The sequence below is a fragment of the Maribacter sp. 1_MG-2023 genome, from assembly GCF_030547005.1.
GTDB lineage: Bacteria > Bacteroidota > Bacteroidia > Flavobacteriales > Flavobacteriaceae > Maribacter.
Genome location: NZ_JAUOPN010000009.1, coordinates 49,844 through 73,807, shown reverse-complemented (window position 1 = coordinate 73,807; position 23,964 = coordinate 49,844). Strand labels below are relative to the sequence as shown.

Annotated in this window: 21 protein-coding genes; 16 read left to right on the top strand and 5 right to left on the bottom strand. The window is 34.3% G+C overall.

Annotation, left to right across the window (positions count from 1 at the left end):
* The first annotated feature begins 6 nt into the window (after nt 1-6).
* Entirely contained in the window at nt 7-357 is a 351-nt protein-coding gene (locus Q4500_RS11485; protein ID WP_303599802.1) for a nuclear transport factor 2 family protein, read from the top strand.
* Nucleotides 358-576: 219 nt separating this feature from the next.
* Here the strand turns inward: Q4500_RS11485 and Q4500_RS11480 are convergent, their stop codons facing one another.
* On the bottom strand, nt 577-1,146 hold the full coding sequence (locus tag Q4500_RS11480) for a peptidylprolyl isomerase (protein ID WP_303599801.1): 570 nt from the start codon (nt 1,144-1,146) through the stop codon (nt 577-579).
* Between the two features lie 190 nt (nt 1,147-1,336).
* Here Q4500_RS11480 and Q4500_RS11475 point away from each other — a divergent pair, with 190 nt between their 5' ends.
* From Q4500_RS11475 to Q4500_RS11450, 6 genes are all read left to right on the top strand, one after another.
* Entirely contained in the window at nt 1,337-2,206 is an 870-nt protein-coding gene (locus Q4500_RS11475; protein ID WP_303599800.1) for an alpha/beta hydrolase, read from the top strand.
* 28 nt (nt 2,207-2,234) lie between these two features.
* A complete protein-coding gene (locus tag Q4500_RS11470) occupies nt 2,235-3,065 on the top strand; it encodes a PIG-L family deacetylase (RefSeq protein WP_303599799.1) in 831 nt (276 codons plus the stop codon).
* An 11-nt stretch (nt 3,066-3,076) separates the two neighbouring features.
* Nucleotides 3,077-3,934 carry a hypothetical protein gene (locus Q4500_RS11465; protein ID WP_303599798.1) on the top strand — a complete coding sequence of 286 codons (858 nt, stop codon included), beginning with the start codon at nt 3,077-3,079 and terminating at the stop codon, nt 3,932-3,934.
* A 43-nt stretch (nt 3,935-3,977) separates the two neighbouring features.
* Nucleotides 3,978-5,108: a two-component regulator propeller domain-containing protein gene (locus tag Q4500_RS11460; protein ID WP_303599797.1), complete on the top strand. Its 1,131-nt coding sequence runs from the start codon at nt 3,978-3,980 to the stop codon at nt 5,106-5,108.
* A gap of 137 nt (nt 5,109-5,245) precedes the next feature.
* Nucleotides 5,246-6,220, top strand: a complete 975-nt coding sequence (locus Q4500_RS11455) for a carbon-nitrogen hydrolase family protein (protein ID WP_303599796.1) — start codon at nt 5,246-5,248, stop codon at nt 6,218-6,220.
* A 34-nt stretch (nt 6,221-6,254) separates the two neighbouring features.
* The gene (locus Q4500_RS11450; RefSeq protein WP_303599795.1) at nt 6,255-7,007 is read left to right on the top strand and encodes a glycosyltransferase; all 753 of its coding nucleotides are present in this window, start codon (nt 6,255-6,257) and stop codon (nt 7,005-7,007) included.
* A 12-nt stretch (nt 7,008-7,019) separates the two neighbouring features.
* On the opposite strand, the gene Q4500_RS11445 is transcribed toward Q4500_RS11450, so the two are convergent.
* Together Q4500_RS11445 and Q4500_RS11440 are read right to left on the bottom strand one after the other, a co-directional pair.
* Nucleotides 7,020-8,036 carry an LLM class flavin-dependent oxidoreductase gene (locus tag Q4500_RS11445; protein ID WP_303599794.1) on the bottom strand — a complete coding sequence of 339 codons (1,017 nt, stop codon included), beginning with the start codon at nt 8,034-8,036 and terminating at the stop codon, nt 7,020-7,022.
* A 53-nt stretch (nt 8,037-8,089) separates the two neighbouring features.
* The gene (locus tag Q4500_RS11440; protein WP_303599793.1) at nt 8,090-8,359 is read right to left on the bottom strand and encodes a helix-turn-helix transcriptional regulator; all 270 of its coding nucleotides are present in this window, start codon (nt 8,357-8,359) and stop codon (nt 8,090-8,092) included.
* A gap of 235 nt (nt 8,360-8,594) precedes the next feature.
* Between Q4500_RS11440 and Q4500_RS11435 the strand changes: the two genes are divergently transcribed.
* The 4 genes from Q4500_RS11435 to Q4500_RS11420 all read left to right on the top strand — a co-directional run bounded on the left by Q4500_RS11435 (nt 8,595) and on the right by Q4500_RS11420 (nt 11,778).
* Complete coding sequence (locus tag Q4500_RS11435) at nt 8,595-10,067, top strand: potassium/proton antiporter (protein WP_303599792.1); 1,473 nt, start codon at nt 8,595-8,597, stop codon at nt 10,065-10,067.
* 1 nt (nt 10,068) lies between these two features.
* Nucleotides 10,069-10,443, top strand: a complete 375-nt coding sequence (locus tag Q4500_RS11430; RefSeq protein WP_303599791.1) for a hypothetical protein — start codon at nt 10,069-10,071, stop codon at nt 10,441-10,443.
* A gap of 108 nt (nt 10,444-10,551) precedes the next feature.
* Nucleotides 10,552-11,031 (top strand): hypothetical protein, encoded by a 480-nt coding sequence (locus Q4500_RS11425; RefSeq protein ID WP_303599790.1) that lies wholly within the window; start codon nt 10,552-10,554, stop codon nt 11,029-11,031.
* A gap of 135 nt (nt 11,032-11,166) precedes the next feature.
* Nucleotides 11,167-11,778: an alpha-ketoglutarate-dependent dioxygenase AlkB gene (locus tag Q4500_RS11420; RefSeq protein WP_303599789.1), complete on the top strand. Its 612-nt coding sequence runs from the start codon at nt 11,167-11,169 to the stop codon at nt 11,776-11,778.
* Nucleotides 11,779-11,796: 18 nt separating this feature from the next.
* On the opposite strand, the gene Q4500_RS11415 is transcribed toward Q4500_RS11420, so the two are convergent.
* The gene (locus tag Q4500_RS11415) at nt 11,797-13,242 is read right to left on the bottom strand and encodes a PLP-dependent aminotransferase family protein (RefSeq protein WP_303599788.1); all 1,446 of its coding nucleotides are present in this window, start codon (nt 13,240-13,242) and stop codon (nt 11,797-11,799) included.
* Between the two features lie 112 nt (nt 13,243-13,354).
* Between Q4500_RS11415 and Q4500_RS11410 the strand changes: the two genes are divergently transcribed.
* Both Q4500_RS11410 and Q4500_RS11405 read left to right on the top strand, forming a co-directional pair.
* A complete protein-coding gene (locus Q4500_RS11410; protein WP_303599787.1) occupies nt 13,355-14,758 on the top strand; it encodes an aminotransferase class V-fold PLP-dependent enzyme in 1,404 nt (467 codons plus the stop codon).
* A gap of 76 nt (nt 14,759-14,834) precedes the next feature.
* On the top strand, nt 14,835-16,385 hold the full coding sequence (locus Q4500_RS11405; RefSeq protein WP_303599786.1) for an NAD(P)/FAD-dependent oxidoreductase: 1,551 nt from the start codon (nt 14,835-14,837) through the stop codon (nt 16,383-16,385).
* Nucleotides 16,386-16,995: 610 nt separating this feature from the next.
* Here Q4500_RS11405 and Q4500_RS11400 read toward each other — a convergent pair.
* A complete protein-coding gene (locus Q4500_RS11400) occupies nt 16,996-17,937 on the bottom strand; it encodes a C-type lectin domain-containing protein (RefSeq protein WP_303599785.1) in 942 nt (313 codons plus the stop codon).
* Between the two features lie 237 nt (nt 17,938-18,174).
* On the opposite strand from Q4500_RS11400, the gene Q4500_RS11395 reads away from it, so the two are divergent.
* From Q4500_RS11395 to Q4500_RS11385, 3 genes are all read left to right on the top strand, one after another.
* The gene (locus tag Q4500_RS11395; RefSeq protein ID WP_303599784.1) at nt 18,175-19,473 is read left to right on the top strand and encodes a DEAD/DEAH box helicase; all 1,299 of its coding nucleotides are present in this window, start codon (nt 18,175-18,177) and stop codon (nt 19,471-19,473) included.
* A 38-nt stretch (nt 19,474-19,511) separates the two neighbouring features.
* On the top strand, nt 19,512-20,204 hold the full coding sequence (locus Q4500_RS11390) for a peptidase E (protein ID WP_303599783.1): 693 nt from the start codon (nt 19,512-19,514) through the stop codon (nt 20,202-20,204).
* Between the two features lie 985 nt (nt 20,205-21,189).
* Nucleotides 21,190-23,469 carry a glycosyltransferase family 4 protein gene (locus Q4500_RS11385; protein ID WP_303599782.1) on the top strand — a complete coding sequence of 760 codons (2,280 nt, stop codon included), beginning with the start codon at nt 21,190-21,192 and terminating at the stop codon, nt 23,467-23,469.
* Nucleotides 23,470-23,964 lie beyond the last annotated feature (495 nt).

Below are 23,964 nucleotides of genomic sequence, written 5' to 3'. Positions count from 1 at the left end.
CTGCCTATGAATAAGATATCAAAAAAGGAAGTATGTCTTTCATATTTGAAAAAATATGCGGAAAAGGATCTAAACAATATCGAAAAAATGTTTTCTGAAGACATTGTATTACGTGACTGGAAAATTCGTGTTGAAGGAATAAAAAATGCTCTTGCAGAAACACGTAAAAATTTTGAAAATGCAGATAAAATAGAAATTGAAGTGCCATCTACTTTTGAAAACAAAAACACCGTAGCGGCTGAATTGAAAATCATAGTAGACTCCACTGAGATACTTTATGTTGTAGATGTGATAACCATTAATTCTGAAGGTAAAATATCTTCAATTCGTGCATATTTAGGTAGAGGAGATAGTTAAATAAAACTAAGAACTAGTTATTGGAATGAAATTAGGCGTTATTTTCAAATCGGATTGAAAAAAAAGTACTACAAAAAGATAGCATTACCTGCGTAGCAGAAAGCAAATACCAATTTGCTTTCTGCTATTTATTGCAAACCCTTTCAACTTCTGGAGAAAAAATAGCCTAATATTAAAAAAAGTATTTTTTAGGATTACATTAATTAAACTATAAACATTCTATTGTTTATAATCATGCCGTAGTTCTTTTAACCTTTTAGAGGATACCTTCACTACTGAAATGTCTAATGGTAACGGTGTAAACGGCCTATCTGTAGAATCTTTTGGAACATTGACTAATTGGTCCACAACATTCATCCCTTTTAAAACATTACCAAAAACAGTATAATCACCATCTAAGCGATGTAGACCATCTTTATTTTGTACAATATAAAACTGACAACGGGCAGATAATTTTTCGGCATTGCCATCTCGCCCTGCCCCTACTGCGCCATACGTATGTGTTAGTTTTGAATCAAATTCTGGCGCTAACAAATATTCGGGGTCATTAAACCCTTCTGGAGTATCTGGGCAACCACCTTGTGCTACAAAATCCGGAATTACCCTATTAAAGGTCAACGAATCCCAATAACCTTCATTTGCCAATGCTATAAAACTTGCTTTATGATTGGGAGTCTCATCATGCAACCATATCAAAATTTCTCCTTTTGGAGTGTCTATCTTACCTATTTCATATGATTTACATGCTGTAAACAACACAAATACCATTAAATACTTTAAACACTTCATGTAGCTATTATTTAGTAGTTGGTTAAAGTAGTAAAAATTGATGTAAAAATTTAATGCTTACCGAAGGACTAAATTGATATCAAAAAAGGTCAAACTACAATACAATTGAATATACGCTATATCTAAGACCATTAGGAATCTAAAAAGCTTCTTTCAACAACAAAACATCTACAAATACGTTGCACCCAATATGAAAAAACCAATCAAATTTATCATCCGATCAATTTTAGTTTTAGTAATTTTAATAACCTCCTACGGTCTATTTATCTATATATCAGACCAATATATAAAGGCATTGGTACAAAACAATGAAACTAAACTTTTCTATAGACCTTCTTCAGAAATTGAGACTTTAGATGATTTAAATTTTTCAGAACAAATACTTACCGTAGAAGATTCTATTAATATTCATACTTATTTATTCCATCCCTCAACTAAAGCAAAAGCAAACATATTTTTAGTCCGTGGCAACAGTGGAAACACCAGCCAAGGTAAAGAACTGATTAAACCTCTTGTAGATAATGGCTTTAAGGTTTATTCTACAGACTGGAGAGGCTATGGAAAATCTAATGGAGTACCGACTTACAAAGGTTTAATGAAAGATACAGAGTTAGCATTCGCTGATTTTTTGAATCGAACAAAAAATGACAGTATTAAAACCATAGTATATGGCATGTCTTTAGGTGGTCAATTGGCTGTTAAACTGACAAAAGACAACCAGACCAAAATTGATGCTCTGGTGCTCGACGGATCTTTAGAATCTGCTCATAGCTTTATTACAGATAATTTTAGAGCGTTTTATTTAAAATCATTTACCAATAACGTCCAAGACTATAATCAAGATTATGTTGCCATTAGAGACATAGCTGAAATTAAAAATATACCTAAACTTATTATACAAAGTGCTAAAGACAGGGCTGTTCCATTCGAAAGAGGACAGAACATTTTTAATGCTGCTAAAGAACCAAAACTATTTTGGGAAACCAATACGGATCATATAAGAACCATACCCGAATTGACAGAGGAATTAAATTTGAAGTTGATTGAATTAATTCGTTAATTGAACGTTATCATTCTTAACCAACACAATGAGAAACCTATTACCGATTCTTTTAACTATTCTTCTATTATCTTCCTGTGGTAATCATGAGAAGAAATCAATTAAAAATAAAATCTCTTCCAATAACGGCAAAACCCTAATGGCGATATTTGCTCATCCAGATGATGAGATTGTTATATCCCCTATTCTATCGAAGTATCAAAAAGAAGGGGTAAATATTCACTTGGTGATTGTTACCGATGGCTCAAAAGGAGTTACACCTCATGCAAATATTCCTGCGGGTGAATTATTGGCAGAAATACGTGCAGAAGAAGCCTTATGCGTTACAAAAACCTTAGGAATTAATCCACCGATATTTCTTAGTTATATAGACGGAGATTTAGCGCAAAAAGAGAACATTAATTCTTTAGACGAAAAAATTGATAGCCTTTTTACGAAATACCGACCCAATACTGTAATTAGTTTTGGACCTGGTGGCCAATACGGTCACCCAGACCATAGAATTGTTAGTAACGTGGTTACCGAGGTTTTTCAACGAGAAACATCAGAATCTTTACAAAACCTTTTGTATTACGGGTATCCGAAAGAAATAAGTAACACGAATGTCAACTTTAATACTGATTTAGTACAATGGTTAAACGATAATTTAAAAAGAACTCAAAAGAGATTTCTAACCTATAGAATACCATTCAATGAGGAAGATTTATTGCTTGGGCATACCGCATCAGATTGCCACAAATCTCAATATATACCAGAAGCTATTGATGATTTAATAAAAATTGTAGGTCAAGCCGATTCGGTAATATATTTTAGATCTTGGAATGGCTCGAATGAAATTAAAAACAATATTTTCGATTAAACCTATTTTCCATGTCATTGAAGTATTCCCTTTATGTACTAGCTTTTGTATTGTTTACTTCATGTCAGCAAAAACAAAATAAATCATCTAACCAACCAGCCGTTTACACTTACGGCGCTAAAAACGATTCTGCTGTTTTTTACTTTAATAAAGGTTGGGAGCATATTCTAGATTATGGTCAATGGACGCTATCTGAAAAAGCATTTAGAAAAGCCGTAGCATTCGATTCTACTTTTATTGTCGGGCAGGCGTTGGTTGGCAAAAACACGACCAATCTCAAGGAAAGAATTCAAATTTTAAACGACCTAAATAACTCTCAAATTAAAGTTCGTGAAGACGACCAACTGATTTTAGAAGTTACCATGATTACGCTAGAACTGTTTAATACACGTGAACAACAAATAAAACTAGAGAAAGATTTTATATCAAATTTCTTGTCAACAGCTGAGAAAAACTATAGAACTTTTATACATAAATACCCCAACGAATCATATATAAAGGCAGAATACATTGAGGTATTGAATGCTATTTACGGACCTGAATTAGCCTTAGATTCGTTACACATTCTTACCACACCTAAACAAAAGAAAATACTATTTTTTATTAGCTATGCAGCTACCTTGGAATCTGATTTGGGGAATTTCAAAAAAGCACTCGCTATTGCCGACCAATTTAATACCCAGATCAATGACCCGAATATACCTCAACCTTATGTGTTATACGGTAGTATTTATTTAAAAATGGATAGTTTGTCTTTAGCAACTTCAAACCTTGATAAAGCTCTTGAATTAGACCCTAATCATATTTTCGCACAACGAATTAAAAAACAGCTTCAAACTAAATTAAACACCAATATCAGTAATGACTAAAATTATAGACAACAACAAGTAAACCATTTTAAAAACAGTATAAATGAAAAAGACGACATATATCTATAATGGCATTACTGGTGTATCGTCTTTACTCCTACTCCTGTTTTCAGCCTTTATCATTTCTTGCAACGGTCAACAAACAGAAAATAAACAGCAGTCAAACGATACAGATTCAAGAACCTCTCTGAAAGACATTCCATTACAAAAAACACAACCGCTTAAAAATGAATATAGTAGTCCTTTTTTGCAACCGACTATTGATGTACCCATAAGCGAATTTGTTCGGAGGATATTTCAAGATAAAAGTGGAAATCTATGGTTTGGTACCAATGGAGATGGTGTTGCACGGTATAATGGAAAATCTCTTGATTATTTTTCTATCAATGAGGGTTTTGGTGGCGTCGCTGTTAGGGGAATCATTGAAGATAATGACGGAAATATTTGGTTTGGCACCGAACGCGGTATAACAAAATTTAATGGCAGTTCTTTTATAAATTTTACAGAAAAAGATGGACTTAACAACAATAACGTTTGGAGTCTTTTTGTGGACAGTAAAGGTATCATTTGGATAGGTACTTTAGAGGGAATAAATTTATTTGATGGTCAAAAATTTACTTCGTTTACTTTACCAGAATCCAAACCAGATTACAACAGAGGTATTACAAGTGCTAAAATAGTACATAGTATAATGGAAGACAGTAAGAATACTATGTGGTTCGGCACTAACGAAGGTGCTTATTATTATGATGGAAAATCATTATTTAATCTTTCAGAAACCGACGGATTATGCAATAACGCTGTTAATGACATTTTAGAGGATAAAAATGGTAACATTTGGTTTGCCACTCATTACGGAGGAGTATGTTATTGGGACGGAAAATCTTTCACTAAAATTGCTACAAAGGAAAGAGAAAACAGTACTGAAGTTTGGAGCTTATTTGAAGATACAGCTGGTAAAATTTGGTTTCCCATTGAAAGTTTTGGTGTTTACAGATACAACGGTACAATTGCAACAAATTACAACGAAAAAGACGGACTTAAAAGTGGCGCTATACAAAGTATATTTGAAGATAATGAAGGGAGAATTTGGCTGGGAGGCTATATGGGTTTGTTCCGTTTTGACGGAACTTCTTTTTATAGCGTTAGCCAAAACGGCATTTTAAAAGAATAAATAATCAACCACAATAGACTATAAACTAGATATTTACATATTTCATATTAAAGTTGATCTTTATCATACATTTAATAATCAACATTCTCTTGATAAAAAATAATTTCAAAATTATAATATAAAAATAGTATTCAGCAATGGCTAAAATAATAGATACCCCAGAACAAAATAACCTTAAAATAGGTATGGCTCAAATCTCACCTGTTTGGCTAAATAAAGAGAAGACTATTGATAAAATCAAGGATTATATCATTAAATCTGGTGAAGATGATTGTGAGCTTGTAGTTTTTGGTGAAGCTCTATTACCTGGCTATCCTTTTTGGGTTTCCATGACCGATGGTGCTCAGTTTGACTCTAAAGTTCAGAAAGAAATTCATGCCCATTATATTAAAAATTCCATTCAAATTGAAGCGGGAGAATTAGATGACATTTGTGCTCTTGCAAAGCAACATAAGATTGCCATCTACTTAGGATTAATGGAACGAGCAAAAAATAGAGGCGGACACAGTATTTACTGCTCGCTGGTTTATATCAATAGTGATGGTGAAATTAAATCGGTTCACAGAAAATTACAGCCCACCTATGAAGAGCGACTTACATGGGCACCTGGTGATGGTAATGGTTTACGAGTTCACGAGTTAAAAAACTTTACTGTTGGCGGACTAAATTGCTGGGAAAACTGGATGCCTCTTCCGCGCACCGCTTTATATGGTTTGGGAGAAGATTTGCATATTGCCGTATGGCCGGGTTCCGATTACAACACTGCTGATATTACACGATTTATCGCAAGGGAATCTAGATCTTTTGTAGTTTCCGTTTCTAGTTTAATGAGCAAAACCGATTTCCCTAAAGACACACCACACTTAGATACTATTCTTGAAAACTGCCCAAATACTCTGGCAAACGGAGGCTCTTGTATTGCCGGACCGGATGGAGAATGGATCTTACCACCGGTTATTGACAAGGAAGGTCTTATTACAACGACAATAGATTTTAATAGAGTACTTGAAGAACGACAAAATTTTGACCCTGTTGGGCATTATTCACGTCCAGATGTAACAAAACTCACCGTTAATAGAGAGCGACAATCTATCATAGATGTCAATGAATAACACTAAAAAAATATGATTTACTTATTACAAAATAATGATTAAAATAGTAATTGTAATTCCCTCTTTTAACGAGGAAAAAAATATAATTGCTACGCTAAAAACAATTCTAGTACAAATTTCTAATTACAAAGATTATTCTTTTCAGTTAATTGTATTAGATGATTTTAGTACAGATGAATCTTTGTTTGTATTAAATAAATTTAAGGATGATACTTTCAATGAACTTCAAATAATAAGTAATAGTATTAATAAAGGAATTGTAAAAAGTACAAAAAAACTGTTTGAAGAAGCATTAAAATCAAAAGCAGATTTCATTTTAAAATGTGATATGGATAGTGATTTTCCTCATGCCATATTTCTTGATACGTTTATTAATTACATCAAAGAGAGCCAACCAAGTTTTGATGAAATTTTAGTTGGTGAAAGGCAAATTGAAAATGTAATTACTCAATCTACCCTAGAAATTCAAGAACGAGCGAAAATGGAACTTTATTTAAACGAAAACCTTAATATAACGAACTTCAACCCTGTTTCGTCTGGGGTTTTATTATATGGAAAGAATGTTTTAAAAATAGTTTTACAACAACAAGTTGTAAAGGAATATAACCTAAAGTGGGGGCTAGATTTTCTGCTCCCACTTGTAGCCATTAAATTGAATTATAAGGTGGTAAAATCAAAAATAAATAATGGAACTTACACTAAAGAAAGAAGACCAAGATCTAAAATTAAAGCTCAATATTCAGCATACTACCATATTTTAAACATAATTAAAAACACCTATCAATAGTAACAAATAAGCTTAAAGCAAAGGTGTTTCAACGTTCAATTCTTTCATAATCTCCGCAAACAGTTGATAAGATTTTATACGGTCTTTACCGTCGTAAATATTGGTCACTGCAATCAATTCATCTACCTGAGTATCTGATATAAACTGCTGTACTTGTTTTTTAACGGTCTCTTTGCTTCCAATAAATGAGTATTTCAACATTTGCTGCACAGCAGGGTTCTGACTTAACTCACGCAAATCATCTGTCATGTCAACTGGTGGTTGCATAAAGGTTCTATTACCCGTCAACAGTGCAATTATCATTTTATATAACGATGTAGAAATGCGTTCTGCTTCTTCGTCCGTATCTGCAATAATGATGTTTACTCCAGCAGCCGTATAAGGTTTTTCCAACTCTTGTGAAGGCTGAAATTCATTATGATAAATTTTCAACGCATTCATTAAGTGGGTTGTAGCGAAGTGACTCGCAAAAGCATAAGGCAAACCTTTTTTAGCTGCTAAATGTGCACTATCAGTACTTGAACCTAAAATGTATAAAGGCACCTCTACCCCTTCGGCTAAAGTAGCACGTACTTTTGCATGGGCATTTTCAGGAGAAAAGTAGCGTTGTATTTTTTCAACTTCTAAAGGAAATGACTGAGCTGCTTGATAAAAATCTGAACGTATGGCTTGTGCTGTCAACTGATCTGTACCCGGCGCGCGACCCAAGCCTAAGTCTATTCGTTTAGGATATAATATGCCTAAGGTACCAAACTGCTCCGCTATAATTAACGGGGAATGGTTAGGTAACATTATTCCGCCAGAACCAACTCGTATTGTTTTTGTCTCTTCAGCAATTTTACCTATTAAAATAGATGTTGCACTACTACCTATAGCTACTGAATTATGATGCTCTGCCAACCAAAAACGGGTATAGCCAGATTCTTCCGCAGCTCGTGCCAAAGCTACCGAATGATCAAAGGTATCTTTCAATGTAGTCCCCTGCGATACTATGGCTAAATCTAATATGGAATATTTTATTTTTTTCATACTATTAAATTCATTTATATATTTAAAAGTATCTATATATCTATTTTAAAAAATTACAAATTTTGCAACCTCAACATATAATTATCCCACACTTCATGATTCAGTGAATAGTTATAATTACGACCAATTTTATGTTGACTTATTAATTCCGATTCTACTAGTTTCTTTATATGATGACTAATAGAAGGTTGTGCTAAATCTAATAAATCACATGCTTTAGTACATTCTACCTTACCTTGATTCTTTTGCATGTATTGTAATATTTTTAGACGATTGACATCACTTAATGCTTTAGATATTTTTTCTATTTGTTTTAGCTCCATGATGAATTTAATATATTGATACATGCAAATGTATTTATAATAAACTATGTAAAATATTAATTGGGAAGATCTTAATAATCATTAACTTGACCTTAAGATTAAAAGACAATAATTTTTCTTGCAACTTCCGGTATTAATACAACATGTTAACATTGTGCCAAACCTTAACATTTACATTGAATTTTTGATAAATAAATTAACTTTACAGCTACAAAATTTAAGTTAATAACCACCAATGAATCTTACCATTGAAAACATACTTCTTGTAGGTTCTATTCTGCTGTTTATTAGCATTATAGTAGGTAAGACCTCCTACAAGTTTGGGGTACCTACATTAATCCTTTTCTTGGCTATTGGTATGCTGGCAGGTTCTGATGGTATTGGTGGCATTCAGTTCGACGACCCCAAGCTTGCTCAATTTATAGGTATCGTTTCTTTGAACTTTATTCTCTTTTCTGGTGGATTAGATACCAACTGGAAAGCTGTAAAACCGATTTTAAAAGAAGGTTTGGTACTTTCTACCTTAGGAGTTTTACTTACAGCACTTACACTAGGTACTTTTGTGTACTACATTACAGACTTCACCATTTACGAGAGTATGCTTTTGGGATCTATAGTTTCATCTACCGATGCCGCCGCTGTCTTCTCCATATTACGCTCAAAGAACTTAGCGTTAAAAAGCAACCTTAGACCTACATTAGAACTAGAAAGTGGTAGTAACGACCCTATGGCCTATGTACTAACACTTGCTTTTTTAACCTTGGTCATTAATCAAGATTTAAGTGTTCTTTCCATCATACCCCTATTTTTACAACAAATGATACTGGGAGCTATAGGTGGATTTGCTTTTGGTAAATTGAGTGAGATTATCATCAATAAAATCAAACTTGGTTTTGAAGGCCTTTACCCAGTATTGGTAATCGCTCTAATGTTCATCACCTTTTCAGCTACAGATGCTGTTGGTGGTAACGGATTCTTAGCCATTTACATTTGTGCCGTATATTTAGGTAATCAAGATTTAATACATAAATCGACCATTTTAAAGATGTTCGATGGTATGGCTTGGTTAATGCAAATTGTATTGTTCCTAACCTTAGGATTATTAGTTTTTCCATCGCAAATTATTCCATATTTAGGCATCGGATTACTAATTTCAGTATTTCTCATTCTAGTAGCAAGACCGGTAAGTGTTTTTCTCAGCTTAATGTTCTTTAAAATGAAAATGGGTAGAAGATTCTATATCTCTTGGGTGGGTTTGCGTGGTGCCGTACCAATTGTATTTGCTACCTATCCCCTACTTGCAGGTATTGACAAAGCGAATATCATTTTCAGCATTGTATTCTTTATATCGGTTTCATCAGTACTAATTCAAGGTACTACATTGTCTATTTTTGCAAAATGGCTGAATGTTGCTTTACCTGACGAAGTGAAACCTATAGCAGAAAATGATAGATATATTCTCAATCTACCGAAATCTGCTATGGAAGAAGTTATAATTTTGCCAAATAGTTTTGCGGTAGATAAACGTATAATAGATTTGCACTTACCAAGAGCTGCATTCATTGTAATGATCAAACGAGATGGCACTTTTGTTAGACCCGGAGGTTCTACCATTATAGAAGCTAATGATACTCTAGTATTGCTGCTAGATAATGACGAAAGTTTGAAAGAAGTTAATGTAATTCTAAACCAAGCGGTTATTGCTTAATATGAAAAGTATAAATAACATATTTAAAGTGCTTTTACTCGTTACAATTTATTGTTTCGGGATATATAGTTCTGCAAATACGTTACCATTTTCTAATGAGGTTGTAATAAACCTTAGCAATAATAAGCAATCCTTATTCAAAGAATCTACAAAGACATTATCTCCACATGCACAGCAATCTGAAATTTCAGTTTCTGATGTTGCGGAAGTATCATCACCGAATTACAAATTACCGTTCACAAGTTTAATCTCACATATAAATAATAGTGAGTTACGCTTTGCAGCAAGAATAAAGCAGTACCAACTGTTCGCTAATACGTTATTGATAAGACATAGAAAGTCTGATTACATCTTCCCTTTCCATAGTTTCTGGTAATCCATTTTTTTAAAGGTTATCGTTTTGGTAACCATATGTAACTATTTAATATGATGTTATTTAAAACATCATACAGAAAACAATATATCATATTTAAAAAATTAGAAAATGGAATTAGGAATAGCCGCTATTGGTTTAGCATCTGTTGCACTTTGTGCAATGCCTTTTGTTGTAACTAGCAGAAGTAGAAAAACGAAAGAAAAACAAATGATGACATCTCTTAACGATGTTGCCAGTAAACATAATTGTCAAATAACGGAACATGAAATTTTTGGTCACTACGCCATAGGTGTTGATGCACAGAAAAAATTCGTATTCTTTATTTCTAAAAATGGTGATGTTTTAAATCAACAATACGCCGATTTATCTACCATTAAGACCTCTGAAATTGCCAATATCGGCAAATCGTATGCTAGAAAAGAGAAAATAACAGAGCGTTTACTTTTGAATCTTTTTTCTAAAAAGGCAAATGAACCCGATACCGTTTTTGAATTCTATAATGCTGAAGTAAACTATCAATTGAGCGGAGAGTTTCAGTCTATAGAAAAATGGAACAAAACGATTAAAAACTTGCTTAAAAGCAAATAGTCTATATCAACAAAGTTCTCTTTAATTATAAAAGCGAGTAGATAATCTTATAAAAAAAGGTTAGCTATTCGCTTTTGTTTTTTAAAGCGTTAAAATTTTATTAGCTTGTAAAAGCACACGAGCATGAATTAGAAAATGAAATTATTCGATATAAAGGTTGACCATAGTAAAAACTTGCTTCCGCAGGGAGGAACAGTTAATTACTACGGAAAAATACTTACCCAACAGGAAGCTGAGAATTACCTAGATAAACTACTCAATAACATTGTTTGGAAAAATGATGAAGCTATCATCTTTGGAAAAAAGATTATTACCAAACGTAAAGTAGCTTGGTATGGCGAAAAACCATTCGAATATACTTACTCTAATACTACAAAAGAGGCTTTACCGTGGACGATGGAATTACTGGCATTAAAAGATAGAATAGAACAAGAAACAGGAGAAACGTTTAACTCGTGCCTACTAAACTTATATCACGACGGTAGCGAGGGTATGGCTTGGCACAGCGATGGAGAAAAAGACCTAAAGAAGAACGGAGCCATTGCTTCTCTTAGTTTTGGCGATGAACGCAAATTCGCATTTAAACATAAAGAAACTAAAGAGAAAGTAGAATTGGTTTTAGAACATGGCAGCTTATTGATTATGAAAGATGAAACGCAAACAAATTGGTTACATCGATTGCCGCCAACTACTAAAAGTAAAAACCCTAGAGTAAATTTGACTTTTAGAACTATTGTAGAAAAGTAATTTTAAACAAATAAATGCTTAGTTCTTTATCTGCTCATAGTTTTTAATGAGTATTCCTAAACGGTATAAAGCATTATCTATTTCTTCATTCCAAACCAGTCCGTAACTAAGACGAAGACAATTGTTGTACTGATCTTGGAGTGTAAAAATCTTTCCAGGAAAAAATCTAATTTCTTCACATTCCGCTAACTTATAGAGTACCTCTGTATCTATAGTTACAGCTAATTCTACCCATAATAGAAAACCTCCCTTTGGTTTGCTTACTCGTGTATCTTTTGGAAAATATGCTACAATAGCTTTTAAAAATTTCAAACTGTTCGTATGTAGCGTATGCCGTAACTTTCTTAAATGATGGTCATACCTACCCTTTTCTAAAAATAACGCCAATGCTTCTTCGGTAATTGTCGCCGTGGTTGAAGACAAATAAAGTTTTAGTTTCACGATTTCATCGAAATAGTTACCTGGTGCCACCCATCCTACCCTATACCCACAAGCAAGTGTTTTAGAAAAAGAGCCGCATAGAATTACAAGACCTGTATCATCATAGGTTTTACATGTAGTAGGTCTACTTTCGCCATAATAAATATCACCATATATATCATCTTCTATAAGTGGAATGTTATGTTTTTGAATAATTTTCACCAATGCCTTTTTACCATCATCAGACATTGTATTCCCCATAGGGTTATTAAAATTAGAAATTATTGCAATTGCTTTAATATCATTATTGTCAATTGCTTTTTCTAAGGCATTCAAGTCTATACCTGTAAGGGGATCTGTTGGCAACTCTAGAACCCTTAACCCTAATGTCTTTGCAAGTTGTAATAATCCAAAATAAACAGGGCTTTCTACTGCAATGGTATCTCCTGGCTTCGTTACGGTCATCAAAGAAAATGATAATGCGCTGGTACAACCAGATGTTATGATTAAATCATTTTCTGTAAGTTTACCTCCCCATAAAATAGACCTTCGCGCTATTTGTCTTCGTAAATTCTCACGTCCTAAAATATCGCCTTGTGCACTGCCACCTAGCGGCAACGATATAATTGCATCATGCATAACCTTGTTTAACTTCGCAATAGGTAACAACTCTTTTGATGGTACACCCAATGAAAAATCAACGCCCTTTTCAATAGAAAGGTTTTGAAAAAAATCAACGATAATTTCTGTTGAACTACTTTTTACAGATGATTGATCCGGACTACTCTTCACAGGACTCTTTGGAATATCCGCTGAGCAAAAAATGACAAAATATCCAGATTTTGCTTTAGGCTCAATTAAACTTTTTGCCTCTAATTGATAATACGCCTGTAGAACTGTACTTATGCTAACGCCGTATTCTTGCTGCAATACACGTAATGAAGGTAACTTATCGCCTAACTTAAGAACTCCATCATAAATTTGTTGCTCTATACTGTTAGCAATTTCTATGTATTTATAACTTTTTGTGGGTATTGATTTCAATATGATTTTTTATCTGTACTGGTTAAATTTACAAAAACTGAATCTGTTATGGTATTTATAAATTGTTCAATTTTGAAAGCGATAATCAGTAACAATTCTAAAAATATATAAAATGAAAAGCACAAGTAAAGTACAGAAACAGATGTATAAAGAAGTGGATGAGAAAATCATTTTTGAAAAAGCGTCTCAATTCGCAAAAGAATATCTAGAAAGTGTTTTTGAAAGAAATGTATATCCAACTGAACAGGCATTATCTGACTTAGATAAATTCGATGAATCTATGCCGCAGAATTCGAGCAAAGCCAATGATGTTTTAGATTTTTTAAACCAATACGGTTCTCCAGCAACAGTTACAACAACAGGTGCTAGATACTTCGGCTTTGTTTCTGGTGGCGCTATACCTGTAAGTTTAGCCGCAAAAGTAATATCTACATTTTGGGATCAAGCACCTGCCATGCATGTGCTCTCCCCTATTGGATCAGTACTAGAAACTGTTGTTGAGAAATGGTTAAAAGAGATTTTAAATCTTCCTGAAAGTACTGTCGCAGGTTTTGTAAGTGGCACTTCTACTGCTAATTTCTGCGGATTAGCAGCTGCGCGCTTTAGATTACTATCCAACCTTAATTGGGATATTAACGATAAAGGTTTGTTCAATGCTCCTCAATTACGAATTGTTACTGGTAAACATGCGCATTCTACTATTCTAAAAGCAATAGGACTTTTAGGATTTGGTAAAGAAAATATTGAATGGGTAGATGTTGATGATCAAGGTAGACTAGAGCTGAATAATTTACCTCAATTAGATGAAAGAACTATATTAATTCTACAAGCTGGGAATGTTAATAGCGGTTCTTTTGATAATTTCTCCGAGCTATGTAAAATTGCAAAAAAGGCAGGGTCATGGGTACATATTGATGGTGCTTTTGGTCTGTGGGCCGGTGCCGTAGATAAATTAAAACATTTAACAAAGGGTATTGAAGGAGCCAACTCTTGGGCTGTTGACGGACATAAAACTCTAAACACTCCGTATGATTGCGGCATTGTACTTTGTGAAGATGAAGCTGCAATTAGATCTGCCCTACATATGACCGGAAGCTACATTATAACAGGCGAAAAGCGAGATGGTATGTTCTATACACCAGAGATGTCACGCAGAGCCAGAGTTATTGAGCTATGGGCAACAATGAAATATTTAGGCAAAAATGGTATTGATGAAATGATTTATGAAATGCACCTAAGAGCCAATCAGTTTGCCAATGAAATTAAGATTGTAGACGGATTCTCTGTTCTTAATGACGTTGTTTTTAATCAAGTATTAATTCAATGTGAAACCGATGCACTTACCGATAATGTGCTGAAAAGGGTTCAAGAGTTACGAGAATGTTGGGCAGGCGGATCCATATGGAAAGGTAAAAAAGTGATTAGAATAAGTATCTGTTCTTGGGCGACAACAGCTTCTGATATTACACGCTCCGTAAACTCTTTCAAACAAGCTTTAAATGAAATATCTAAATAAATCTATGATTCAAATTACCTTAAAAGGAATGTCAGGATAATTAAATCAGTAATTTAATTTCATTTAATTTTGCAGCATGGTCAGAAATGTACAATTGCGGTTAACATTAAAGGAAGAAGGCACACCTAACGGATTAGAAATTCGTGCGGCAAAGTACTTAGGACTCGAAGATGGCACCTTTAAAATTAAGGTACTTCGTAAATCTATTGATGCTCGTAAGCCTAAAATTTTCTTTAATTACAAACTGGCGATTTATATTAATGAACCTGCCCCTAGCGATGCCCTTAACTTTAAATACAAAGATGTATCGAACGCAAAACCAATTCATATTGTAGGATTCGGACCAGCTGGGATGTGGGCTGCATTACGTTGTTTAGAAATGGGTTACAAACCTATTGTTCTTGAGCGTGGTAATAATGTAAAAGATCGTAGACGAGATTTAAAAGCCATCAACCAAGACCATCAGGTAAACCCTGAAAGCAATTACTGTTTTGGTGAAGGTGGTGCAGGCACTTATTCTGACGGAAAATTATATACCCGTAGCCTTAAACGTGGCGATGTTCGTCGCATTTTTGAAAGTTTAGTTTTTCACGGTGCTACAGACCAGATTCTGGTTGATGCTCATCCGCATATTGGCACGAATAAACTTCCTAAAATTGTTCAGAATATTCGTGAAGTAATTCAGCATCACGGTGGTGAAATTCATTTTAATACTAAAGTGACCGATTTCGTTATTAAAGAAAATACCTTAAAAGCGATTGTTTTAAACGAGAATGATGAAATGGCTGTGGAACGGGTAATCTTGGCAACGGGACATTCAGCTCGCGATATTTTCGATTTACTGCATAAAAAAGATATTGCACTTGAAGCAAAGTCATTTGCTATGGGTGTTCGTGTAGAGCATCCGCAACATATTATAGATAGTATTCAATATCATTGCTCTGGTGATCGTAGCGAATTGCTACCCGCTGCTTCCTATAGTTTGGTAGAACAAGTTAAAGAACGTGGTGTATATTCTTTTTGTATGTGCCCTGGCGGATTCATAGTTCCCGCCGCAACGTCACCTGGTGAGGTTGTCGTGAACGGAATGTCTCCGTCGAAACGAAATAACCTGTATGCAAATTCGGGTATCGTGGTTGAAATTAACGTAGATAAAGATATTCCCAAGTACGAGAAATTTGGAGCATTAAAAGGATTAGAATATCAGAAGGCTTTAGAGCGATTGGCTTTTACCTCTGGAGGAAGAACACAAACTGCTCCCGCACAACGATTGACAGATTTTGTAGAAGGAAACCTTTCTGTAGATTTAAATCCGACTTCATATCAACCCGGACTCAACTCTGCTCCACTACATTCACTATTACCCAAACTTATAGGTGGTAGACTACGCCAAGGCTTCAAAGCATTCGGTGATAAAATGCATGGGTATTATACTGCCGAGGCAAATATTGTAGGTGTAGAATCTAGAACTTCATCACCCATAAGTATTCCAAGAAATGAAAAATTAGAACACCCTGTTATTAAAGGTCTTTTCCCTTGTGGTGAAGGCGGTGGTTATGCTGGTGGAATCGTATCTGCCGCTATGGACGGAGAACGTTGTGCCGAAGCTGCAATGGTGGGACTTTAATTGGTTGTTGGTTGTTGGAAAATAAAATTTTGCGTAGCTAAATTGTTATTGCCTGTAGTCTTTCCTCTCTACTCTATTATCTCTTTTCTACTTTATACTTTATACTTTGTACTTTGTACCTAATACTTAATACTGGCAACTGAAAACTGAAAACTGAAAACTGGTGTAAAAAGTACGGTGGTATGGAAAAACAGGAACTCAAACGCCTGAAAGATTTAGAAGAGAAAATCTGAGACTTAAGCAAAATGTATGCCGACGTAAGTCTCGATAATAAGATGTTTAAAGATATACTGTCAAAAAAATTCTAAGACCTTCCGACAAAAAAGTTCGAGCAAAATATCTCTTCAAAGAATATTTAGTACCTATCTTACATGGGTGTAAAGTAGCTGGTCTGACCAGTATGAAATGGTTAAACGGAATGAATTTAAAGTTGTAGAACACCTCAAAAAAAATGATAAAAACTCTGTGTATATTCAATAAAACAGTTGTCGGTTAGTTTTGACACATTATAATAGTGTTCTTTTGCCTAATTAAAATAGATGAAGGTTGCTATCTTATAGTGTTGAATCGCGTGTGTGGACTATAGGACATAAAAGTTCTAGCGCTACATTTAATTCTTTACCCGGTACGTAATTCTTCTATTGGTAATTACATTACACTTACTAACAGTTAAGCTAGTGGTGGCAGAAATATTCAAAACTGGGTCACCCGGCATACCACCGTATTCTACTACATAACCTTGTGAAGCATAAGCTCCCCCACCCCCATTGTTTGGTAAATCGTTCCAAGCACCTATTGGCGCTCCACCTCTAATTACAGATGCTGCTGCAATGTGCGCATAGTCTTCTCCATTACTACCAACGTTATTAGGTTCACCACCATTCCAATTGGCGAAAGTTAGTTCTGTACCATTAGAGAGTCCTTGCCAGAATTGAGTCCCTGCCTCAGGTCCAGTAACCCAACGCCATTCACCTTCAACTGCTAAATCTGTTGCCCCTATCCATCCAAAACCACTGGCTTGTGCTCCAGAAAAATCAGCTTCTTCCTGTGTTGTAAGCGTTACCAAATATCCTTGTAATCCAAAATAAGTTCGAGCAGATGCGGCGGCCTCTGCTGCTGTCCAAGAAATACCTGGTGCAGAAACAAATTCGTAATAATGCTGGGTAGAAGGTAAAAAATTAGCCTCACCTACTGTAATCGAAAATTGCCTAATTCCAGATGGAGTTAGGGAACTGCTAGAGAATTCAGTCTCTAAGACCGCAGCTTCAAATTCGGTATATGTTGCAGGACCTTGTAAGGTTAACTCACCTTGCACAATATCCCAACTTGTAGTAATGTTAGGATGAAATCCAGTTAGTGTCAAAATATCCTCGCCATTGATATAACCGTTAGATATTTGTATATAAACGGCAGAAGTACTTGTATCATCTGGATCAGTAATACTTATGGATTGTGCTACGGGCAGTGATGCAGCCGGACAATACAGCTGATTTCCTGTTGCCGACAGTACCGGAGGTAAATCTGTGCCTTGCCCTTTTACAAGACTCGTCATCAAACAACATAAAATACTACAAATGAAAAATTTATACCTCAATATCATTCAACAATAATTAACAAAATAAAGCTAACCAAATAGACACCTATGGTCAAAAAAATGTTGTGTAGCGATCCATTTATAACACAAATGGACATTTTAGCATCATTATCCCTTATAAGCCATTACACAAGAGGAAAGGTTTTTTTCAAATCCTTTTAATAATAGCCGTAACTTCGCGCTTTATTAAAAATTATGACATTTAAAGAACTCGGCCTAGCCGAACCAATCCTAAAAGCCTTAGAAGCCGAAGGTTATACTCACCCTACTCCAATTCAAGAACAATCAATTCCTATATTACTTAAAGGCAAAGATCTTTTAGGTGTTGCACAAACAGGTACTGGTAAGACAGCTGCTTTTGGTATTCCAATACTTCATCAATTATATGAAGGTATTAGTTTAAGCCAAAACAAACGAAAGATAAAAGCACTGATTGTTACTCCTACTCGTGAACTTGCCATACAGATTGCCGAAAGCTTTACGGCTTACGGTAAACATACTGGCTTACGTAATACTGTTATTTTTGGCGGTGTAAAACAAGGTAAACAAGTAAATGCACTTAGAGGTGGCGTTGATATTTTAATAGCTACTCCCGGTCGTTTATTAGATTTAATGAACCAAGGTTTTATTTCTTTTAGAGATTTAGAGCATGTAGTTTTAGATGAAGCCGACCAAATGTTGGATATGGGTTTCATTCACGACATTAAAAAAATCATTGCAAAATTACCAGCTAAAAGACAATCGTTGTTCTTCTCGGCAACCATGCCTAAAGATATCGTAGAACTTTCTCGTAAAATGCTTGGTGATTTTGAACGTGTTACTATTAAACCTGAACAAGCAACCGCAGAGAAGGTTGAACAAGGTGTCTATTTTGTTAGTAAAGCGAATAAGCCTAAACTTCTTATTCACCTTATTAATGAAAACCCTGAGAATACGCTTATTGTATTTTCAAGAACTAAACACGGTGCAAATAAGATTGTAAAGAAATTAGACCAAGCTGGTATAAGTTCTGCTGCAATACATGGTAACAAATCGCAAACGGCTAGACAAAAAGCTTTAGGTAGTTTTAAAGATGGGTCGTTGAAAGTATTAGTAGCTACCGATATTGCCGCAAGGGGTATCGATGTTGAAGATTTATCATTAGTTGTTAATTACGATTTACCTAATGTTTCTGAAACTTATGTACACCGTATTGGTAGAACTGGGCGTGCAAATGCAAGCGGAATCGCAATTTCCTTTTGTGATAAAGAAGAAAGAGCATACTTACGTGATATTGAAAAGCTAATAAAGCAACCTATACCACGCATGCCAGAGCATCAATTTACTGATGGGGATTCTGATGATGCACAAGATGAGAAACCAGCTCAACAACCAAGAAATAACGGCAATAAAAATAAAAACCGTAACAGACCTGGTGGCAACAACTTTCGAGGAAAGAACAATAGAAATACGAGTAGACCTAAAAAAAGAAATGACTCTAGCAGAAGCGAATAGCTTCTGTTAGAATTTCATTTATACTAACACACTACATTATGAAAAAGCAACTGGTTATTTATGGCAGCGGTCGTCATACCGTACCATTTTTAAATTACATCGCAAAAGCTACAGGTAAGGAAAAACCAAATATGTGCTTTATACCAACAGCTAGCGGTGAAGATGAACAATATATTGCTTCTTTCTATGATGTGTGCTCTCAAATAGACGTTACTCCGCATGTACTTTCCGTCTGGATAAATTCATACGACCAAAAAGAATCTTTCGAGGAGATTATCTCTCGAATGGATGCTATCATTGTGGGTGGAGGTAACACCTTAAACATGTTAGCAATTTGGAAAGCCCAAGGTATTGATATCGCTCTTAAAAAAGCCTATGATAAAGGCGTAGTTATGGGCGGCGGTAGCGCTGGGTCTTTATGTTGGTTTAATGGCGGTACTACAGACTCCAGACCTAAAGAATTAAGTATCGTTGGTGGTATGGCATTTATTGACAAAAGCCACTGTCCGCATTACAATTCAGAAACTTCACGTAGACCTTTGTATTTCGATAATATAAAAACAGGTAAACTTTCTAATGGTTACGCCTGCGACGACCGTTCTGCAATTCATTTTATTGATGGTGAAGTTCATACTTCTGTTTCGTTAAATGATGAAAACCATTCTTATTACGTGTATTTAAAAGATGGTGAAATTGTTGAGGAGTTGATACCGAGTACGGTATTTTCTTAGATTCTAGGGATTCGGACTAATTCTATAATTATTTATTGAATTCAAATCATTTTAAATTATAGTACTTACAAAACCCACCCCTAGCCCCTCCCAAGAGGGGAACAGTTTGAGCATGTATTTAATCCTTCGTGAAAAAATTTACTAAGCGACTTTAAATTGCTTTTTGGTCAAATACTCCCAATCAAAAACGCAATAATCCCCTCTTGGGGGGAATAGTTCTTGCTTAAATAATCTTTGTCCCTAACGTCAACAGTGTAACTATAGACTTCAAAACTTGATCGGGATATTCATCTAAGTAACTATATATGATAATTTGTTAGAAACTCGCAAACAAAAACGCAAATCTCCCCTCTCGGGAGGGGATTAAGGGGTGGGTAATATGGATGATGAATTGTTCTAAAAGGTAAATCAAACTAAGGAGATTAAATTAGATTTTTACCTATGAAATTTTTACGAACTGTTTGCGAAATACTGCCTACAATACCCACCCCTAACCCCTCCCTAGAGGAGTATAACTCTTGGTTTAATTAATCTTTATTACTAAAATCAAAACAGTAACTAAAGAGTTCAAAATTTGCTTAAAACTCACAAACAAAAACGAAAATCTCCCCTCCGTGGAGGGGATTAAGGGGTGGGTAATACGGATGATGAATTAGTCTAAAAAGCTAAATCATACTAATGAGATACCAACTAGATATTTACCCTGAAAAATTTACGGATTATTTGTTAAATACTGCCTACAAGACCCACTCCTAGCCCCTACCGAGAGGGGAATAAATACTGCGTGTGAGAAACCATTATTATAGACTAATCATTTAAAACTGAAAAATGAGAGCGTTGTACATATGAGTTCAATAATTATTGATTAAATGTTAAAATAAGAAGATTTTTACTACAATAATGTACTTTTTGTATCGTTCAGTATAAATATAACACAATAAAGTAAGAATTAACCTACTTTATTTTAGTTAAAAATCAACCATAAATGAAAATAGCTATTTTAGGTAATTACCTTCCAAGACGTTGCGGTATTGCAACTTTTACAACAAACCTTACAGAGTCCATCATAAATTCTTACAACACTGCTAACGAGGAAAATGAAATATTCGTCATTGCGATGGAAAATGGTGAGACCACTCACGATTATCCTGAAATTGTAAGTAAAACTATTAACCAAAATGAACCTTTGGAATACGATGCTGCTGCTCGTTACATAAATGACTTAAATGCTGACATTTGTATAATACAACATGAATTTGGTATTTTTGGTGGTGCTAGTGGGGTGTTTATATTACGATTAATGAGTAATCTGCAAATGACAATAATTACTACAGTTCATACAATACTTAAAACTCCCAGTTTTCATGAAAAACACATCATAAAAAAAATGGGTGAACTATCTGAAAAAATGATAGTTATGAGCCATTTGGCTGTTGATTTCTTAAATTCTATTTATAAAATTCCTAAGCAAAAAATTGTCCTTATTCAACATGGTGTACCTGATTTTACAGATGTAAAGAAATTAAAAAAATTTAATTATGGAAATAGAAAAGTGCTCGGCACATTTGGATTTTTAGGACGTAGTAAGGGTATAGAAACTGTTATTAATGCACTACCTAGTGTTGTGAAAAATTATCCAGATGTTGTGTATATAGTGATGGGGCAAACTCACCCTAATGTTAAAAAGCATAGTGGAGAATCTTATAGAGATTATTTAAAGAATCTTGCAATTGAAAATGGCGTAGCAGATTATGTGATTTTTGAGGATGGCTTTTTTGAAGAAGAAGATTTAAAAAGCTTTCTTGTCGGTTTAGATTTCTACATAACTCCCTATATAAATGAAGCACAAATTACAAGCGGTACTATTTCTTATGCCATTGGTGCCGGTGCTTGTACCATATCTACACCATTTTGGCATGCAAAGGAATTACTTGCAGACGGGCGTGGTAAAACATTTGATTTTAACGATAGCGATAAGCTAAGCCAAGAATTATGTAATCTACTTAAAAATCCAAAAGAAGCCGACTCAATCCGAAAAATAGCTTTTGAGTATGGTAAAAAAATGTACTGGCCTCAAATTGGTAAAGCTCACCATGCTCTTTTTAAGGAAGTAAAAGAAGCAAATAAAAAACTAAAAAATAGAAATAACTCCAACAAAATTAAATATTTGCCGTCATTTGGTCTAGATCATTTAAAACGACTTACAGACGTGACAGGAATTTTAGAACATGCAAATTATTCTGTTCCAGATTATAAAGAAGGATACTGCCTAGATGACAATGTTCGTGCTTTACTTGTAGTTCTAATGGCTAATGAACAGCATTATGACGATTCTGCCTTAAAGCTTGCTGATACTTATTTAAGATATATAAAGTTAATGCAACAAGATAATGGCTATTTTCATAATGATATGTCTTTTGATAAAAGGTTTTTAGATATGATTGGGTCAGAAGATTCTTTTGGCAGAACAATTTGGTCTATGGGCTACTTAATAAAAGTAGCAGCAAACGATAATTATCTGCAATTTGCCAAAGATGTTTTCTTTAAATCTTTTCAGAATTTTGAAAAGATTAAATCCATACGTGCCATATCATATATTATACTCGGGATAAGTTATTTTTTAGAACGTTATCCTGGTGATGAAAGTTTATTAAATGTATTAAATTCTTTAAGCATGAAATTACTTCAGCAGTATAATGATGAAAATAGTAAGGACTGGAGGTGGTTCGAGCCTATTTTATCTTATGATAATGCCTTAATGCCATTAGCTCTTTGGCATACTTATGCAATTACAAAAGAAAGAAAAGTTCTTGAAGTAGCTTTAGAGACGACAATTTTCCTAGATGAACAAATTCATTTAAAAGACCGAATTTCATTAGTAGGAAACTCTTGGCAAAGAAAAGGTCAATTACGCTCTTCTGATGGGCAACAGCCTATTGATGCCATGGCAATGGTAATGCTTTATAGAAAAGCCTTTGATGTTACTAAAAACAATATTTTTTATGAAAAAATGCATACCGCATTTAGCTGGTTTTTAGGTAATAACGATTTACTAATTCCGCTTTATGATGCCGAATCTAAGGGATGTTGTGACGGACTTGGTGCTGAAGGTATAAATAGAAACCAAGGAGCCGAGAGTACCATATCTTATTTAATTTCTTATTTAACCGTACAACAGTTGGAAAATGCAAATAAATCAGAAAACCATAAAACAATTGAAAATCAACGAGAACCTAACGTTATGCCTTTTAATAAAGTAGTTTAATGTAAAGTATTGATATTGAGTCGTTCTAAAAAGTAGGTTGATATTTTTAAAAAATTAACAAAAAGCCTACGAGCTTAGCTTCTCGGGCTTTTTGTTATTTATAAAGTTAGGTGTTTTATATTTTAGACTCAAGTGTGGTATTTTGTTATTATAAGTTTCAGTAGATTCTTAAATAAGCTGTTTGAATCGATGCCCGTTATTATATTTATAGATTAAGATTTGAGCTTTAAATATGCCGTTTATCCATTCTACCAATGTATGTTGGTAATAATTATAACCAACATACATCGATGGTTATAAATGACTTAGCTGTATTTTTTTTGATATATGATCAAGCAATACTGTAAACGTCTATTGGAACGATGTATTAGAACCTTGTTCGTAAATTTATTGTTTTCAGATTTTTACGCCCTTTAACAAATACTCCGCACTCTTATCATCACTAAAGTGATACCCCATTATTCTTCTACTATAGGCATCGGTTACTAATGATAG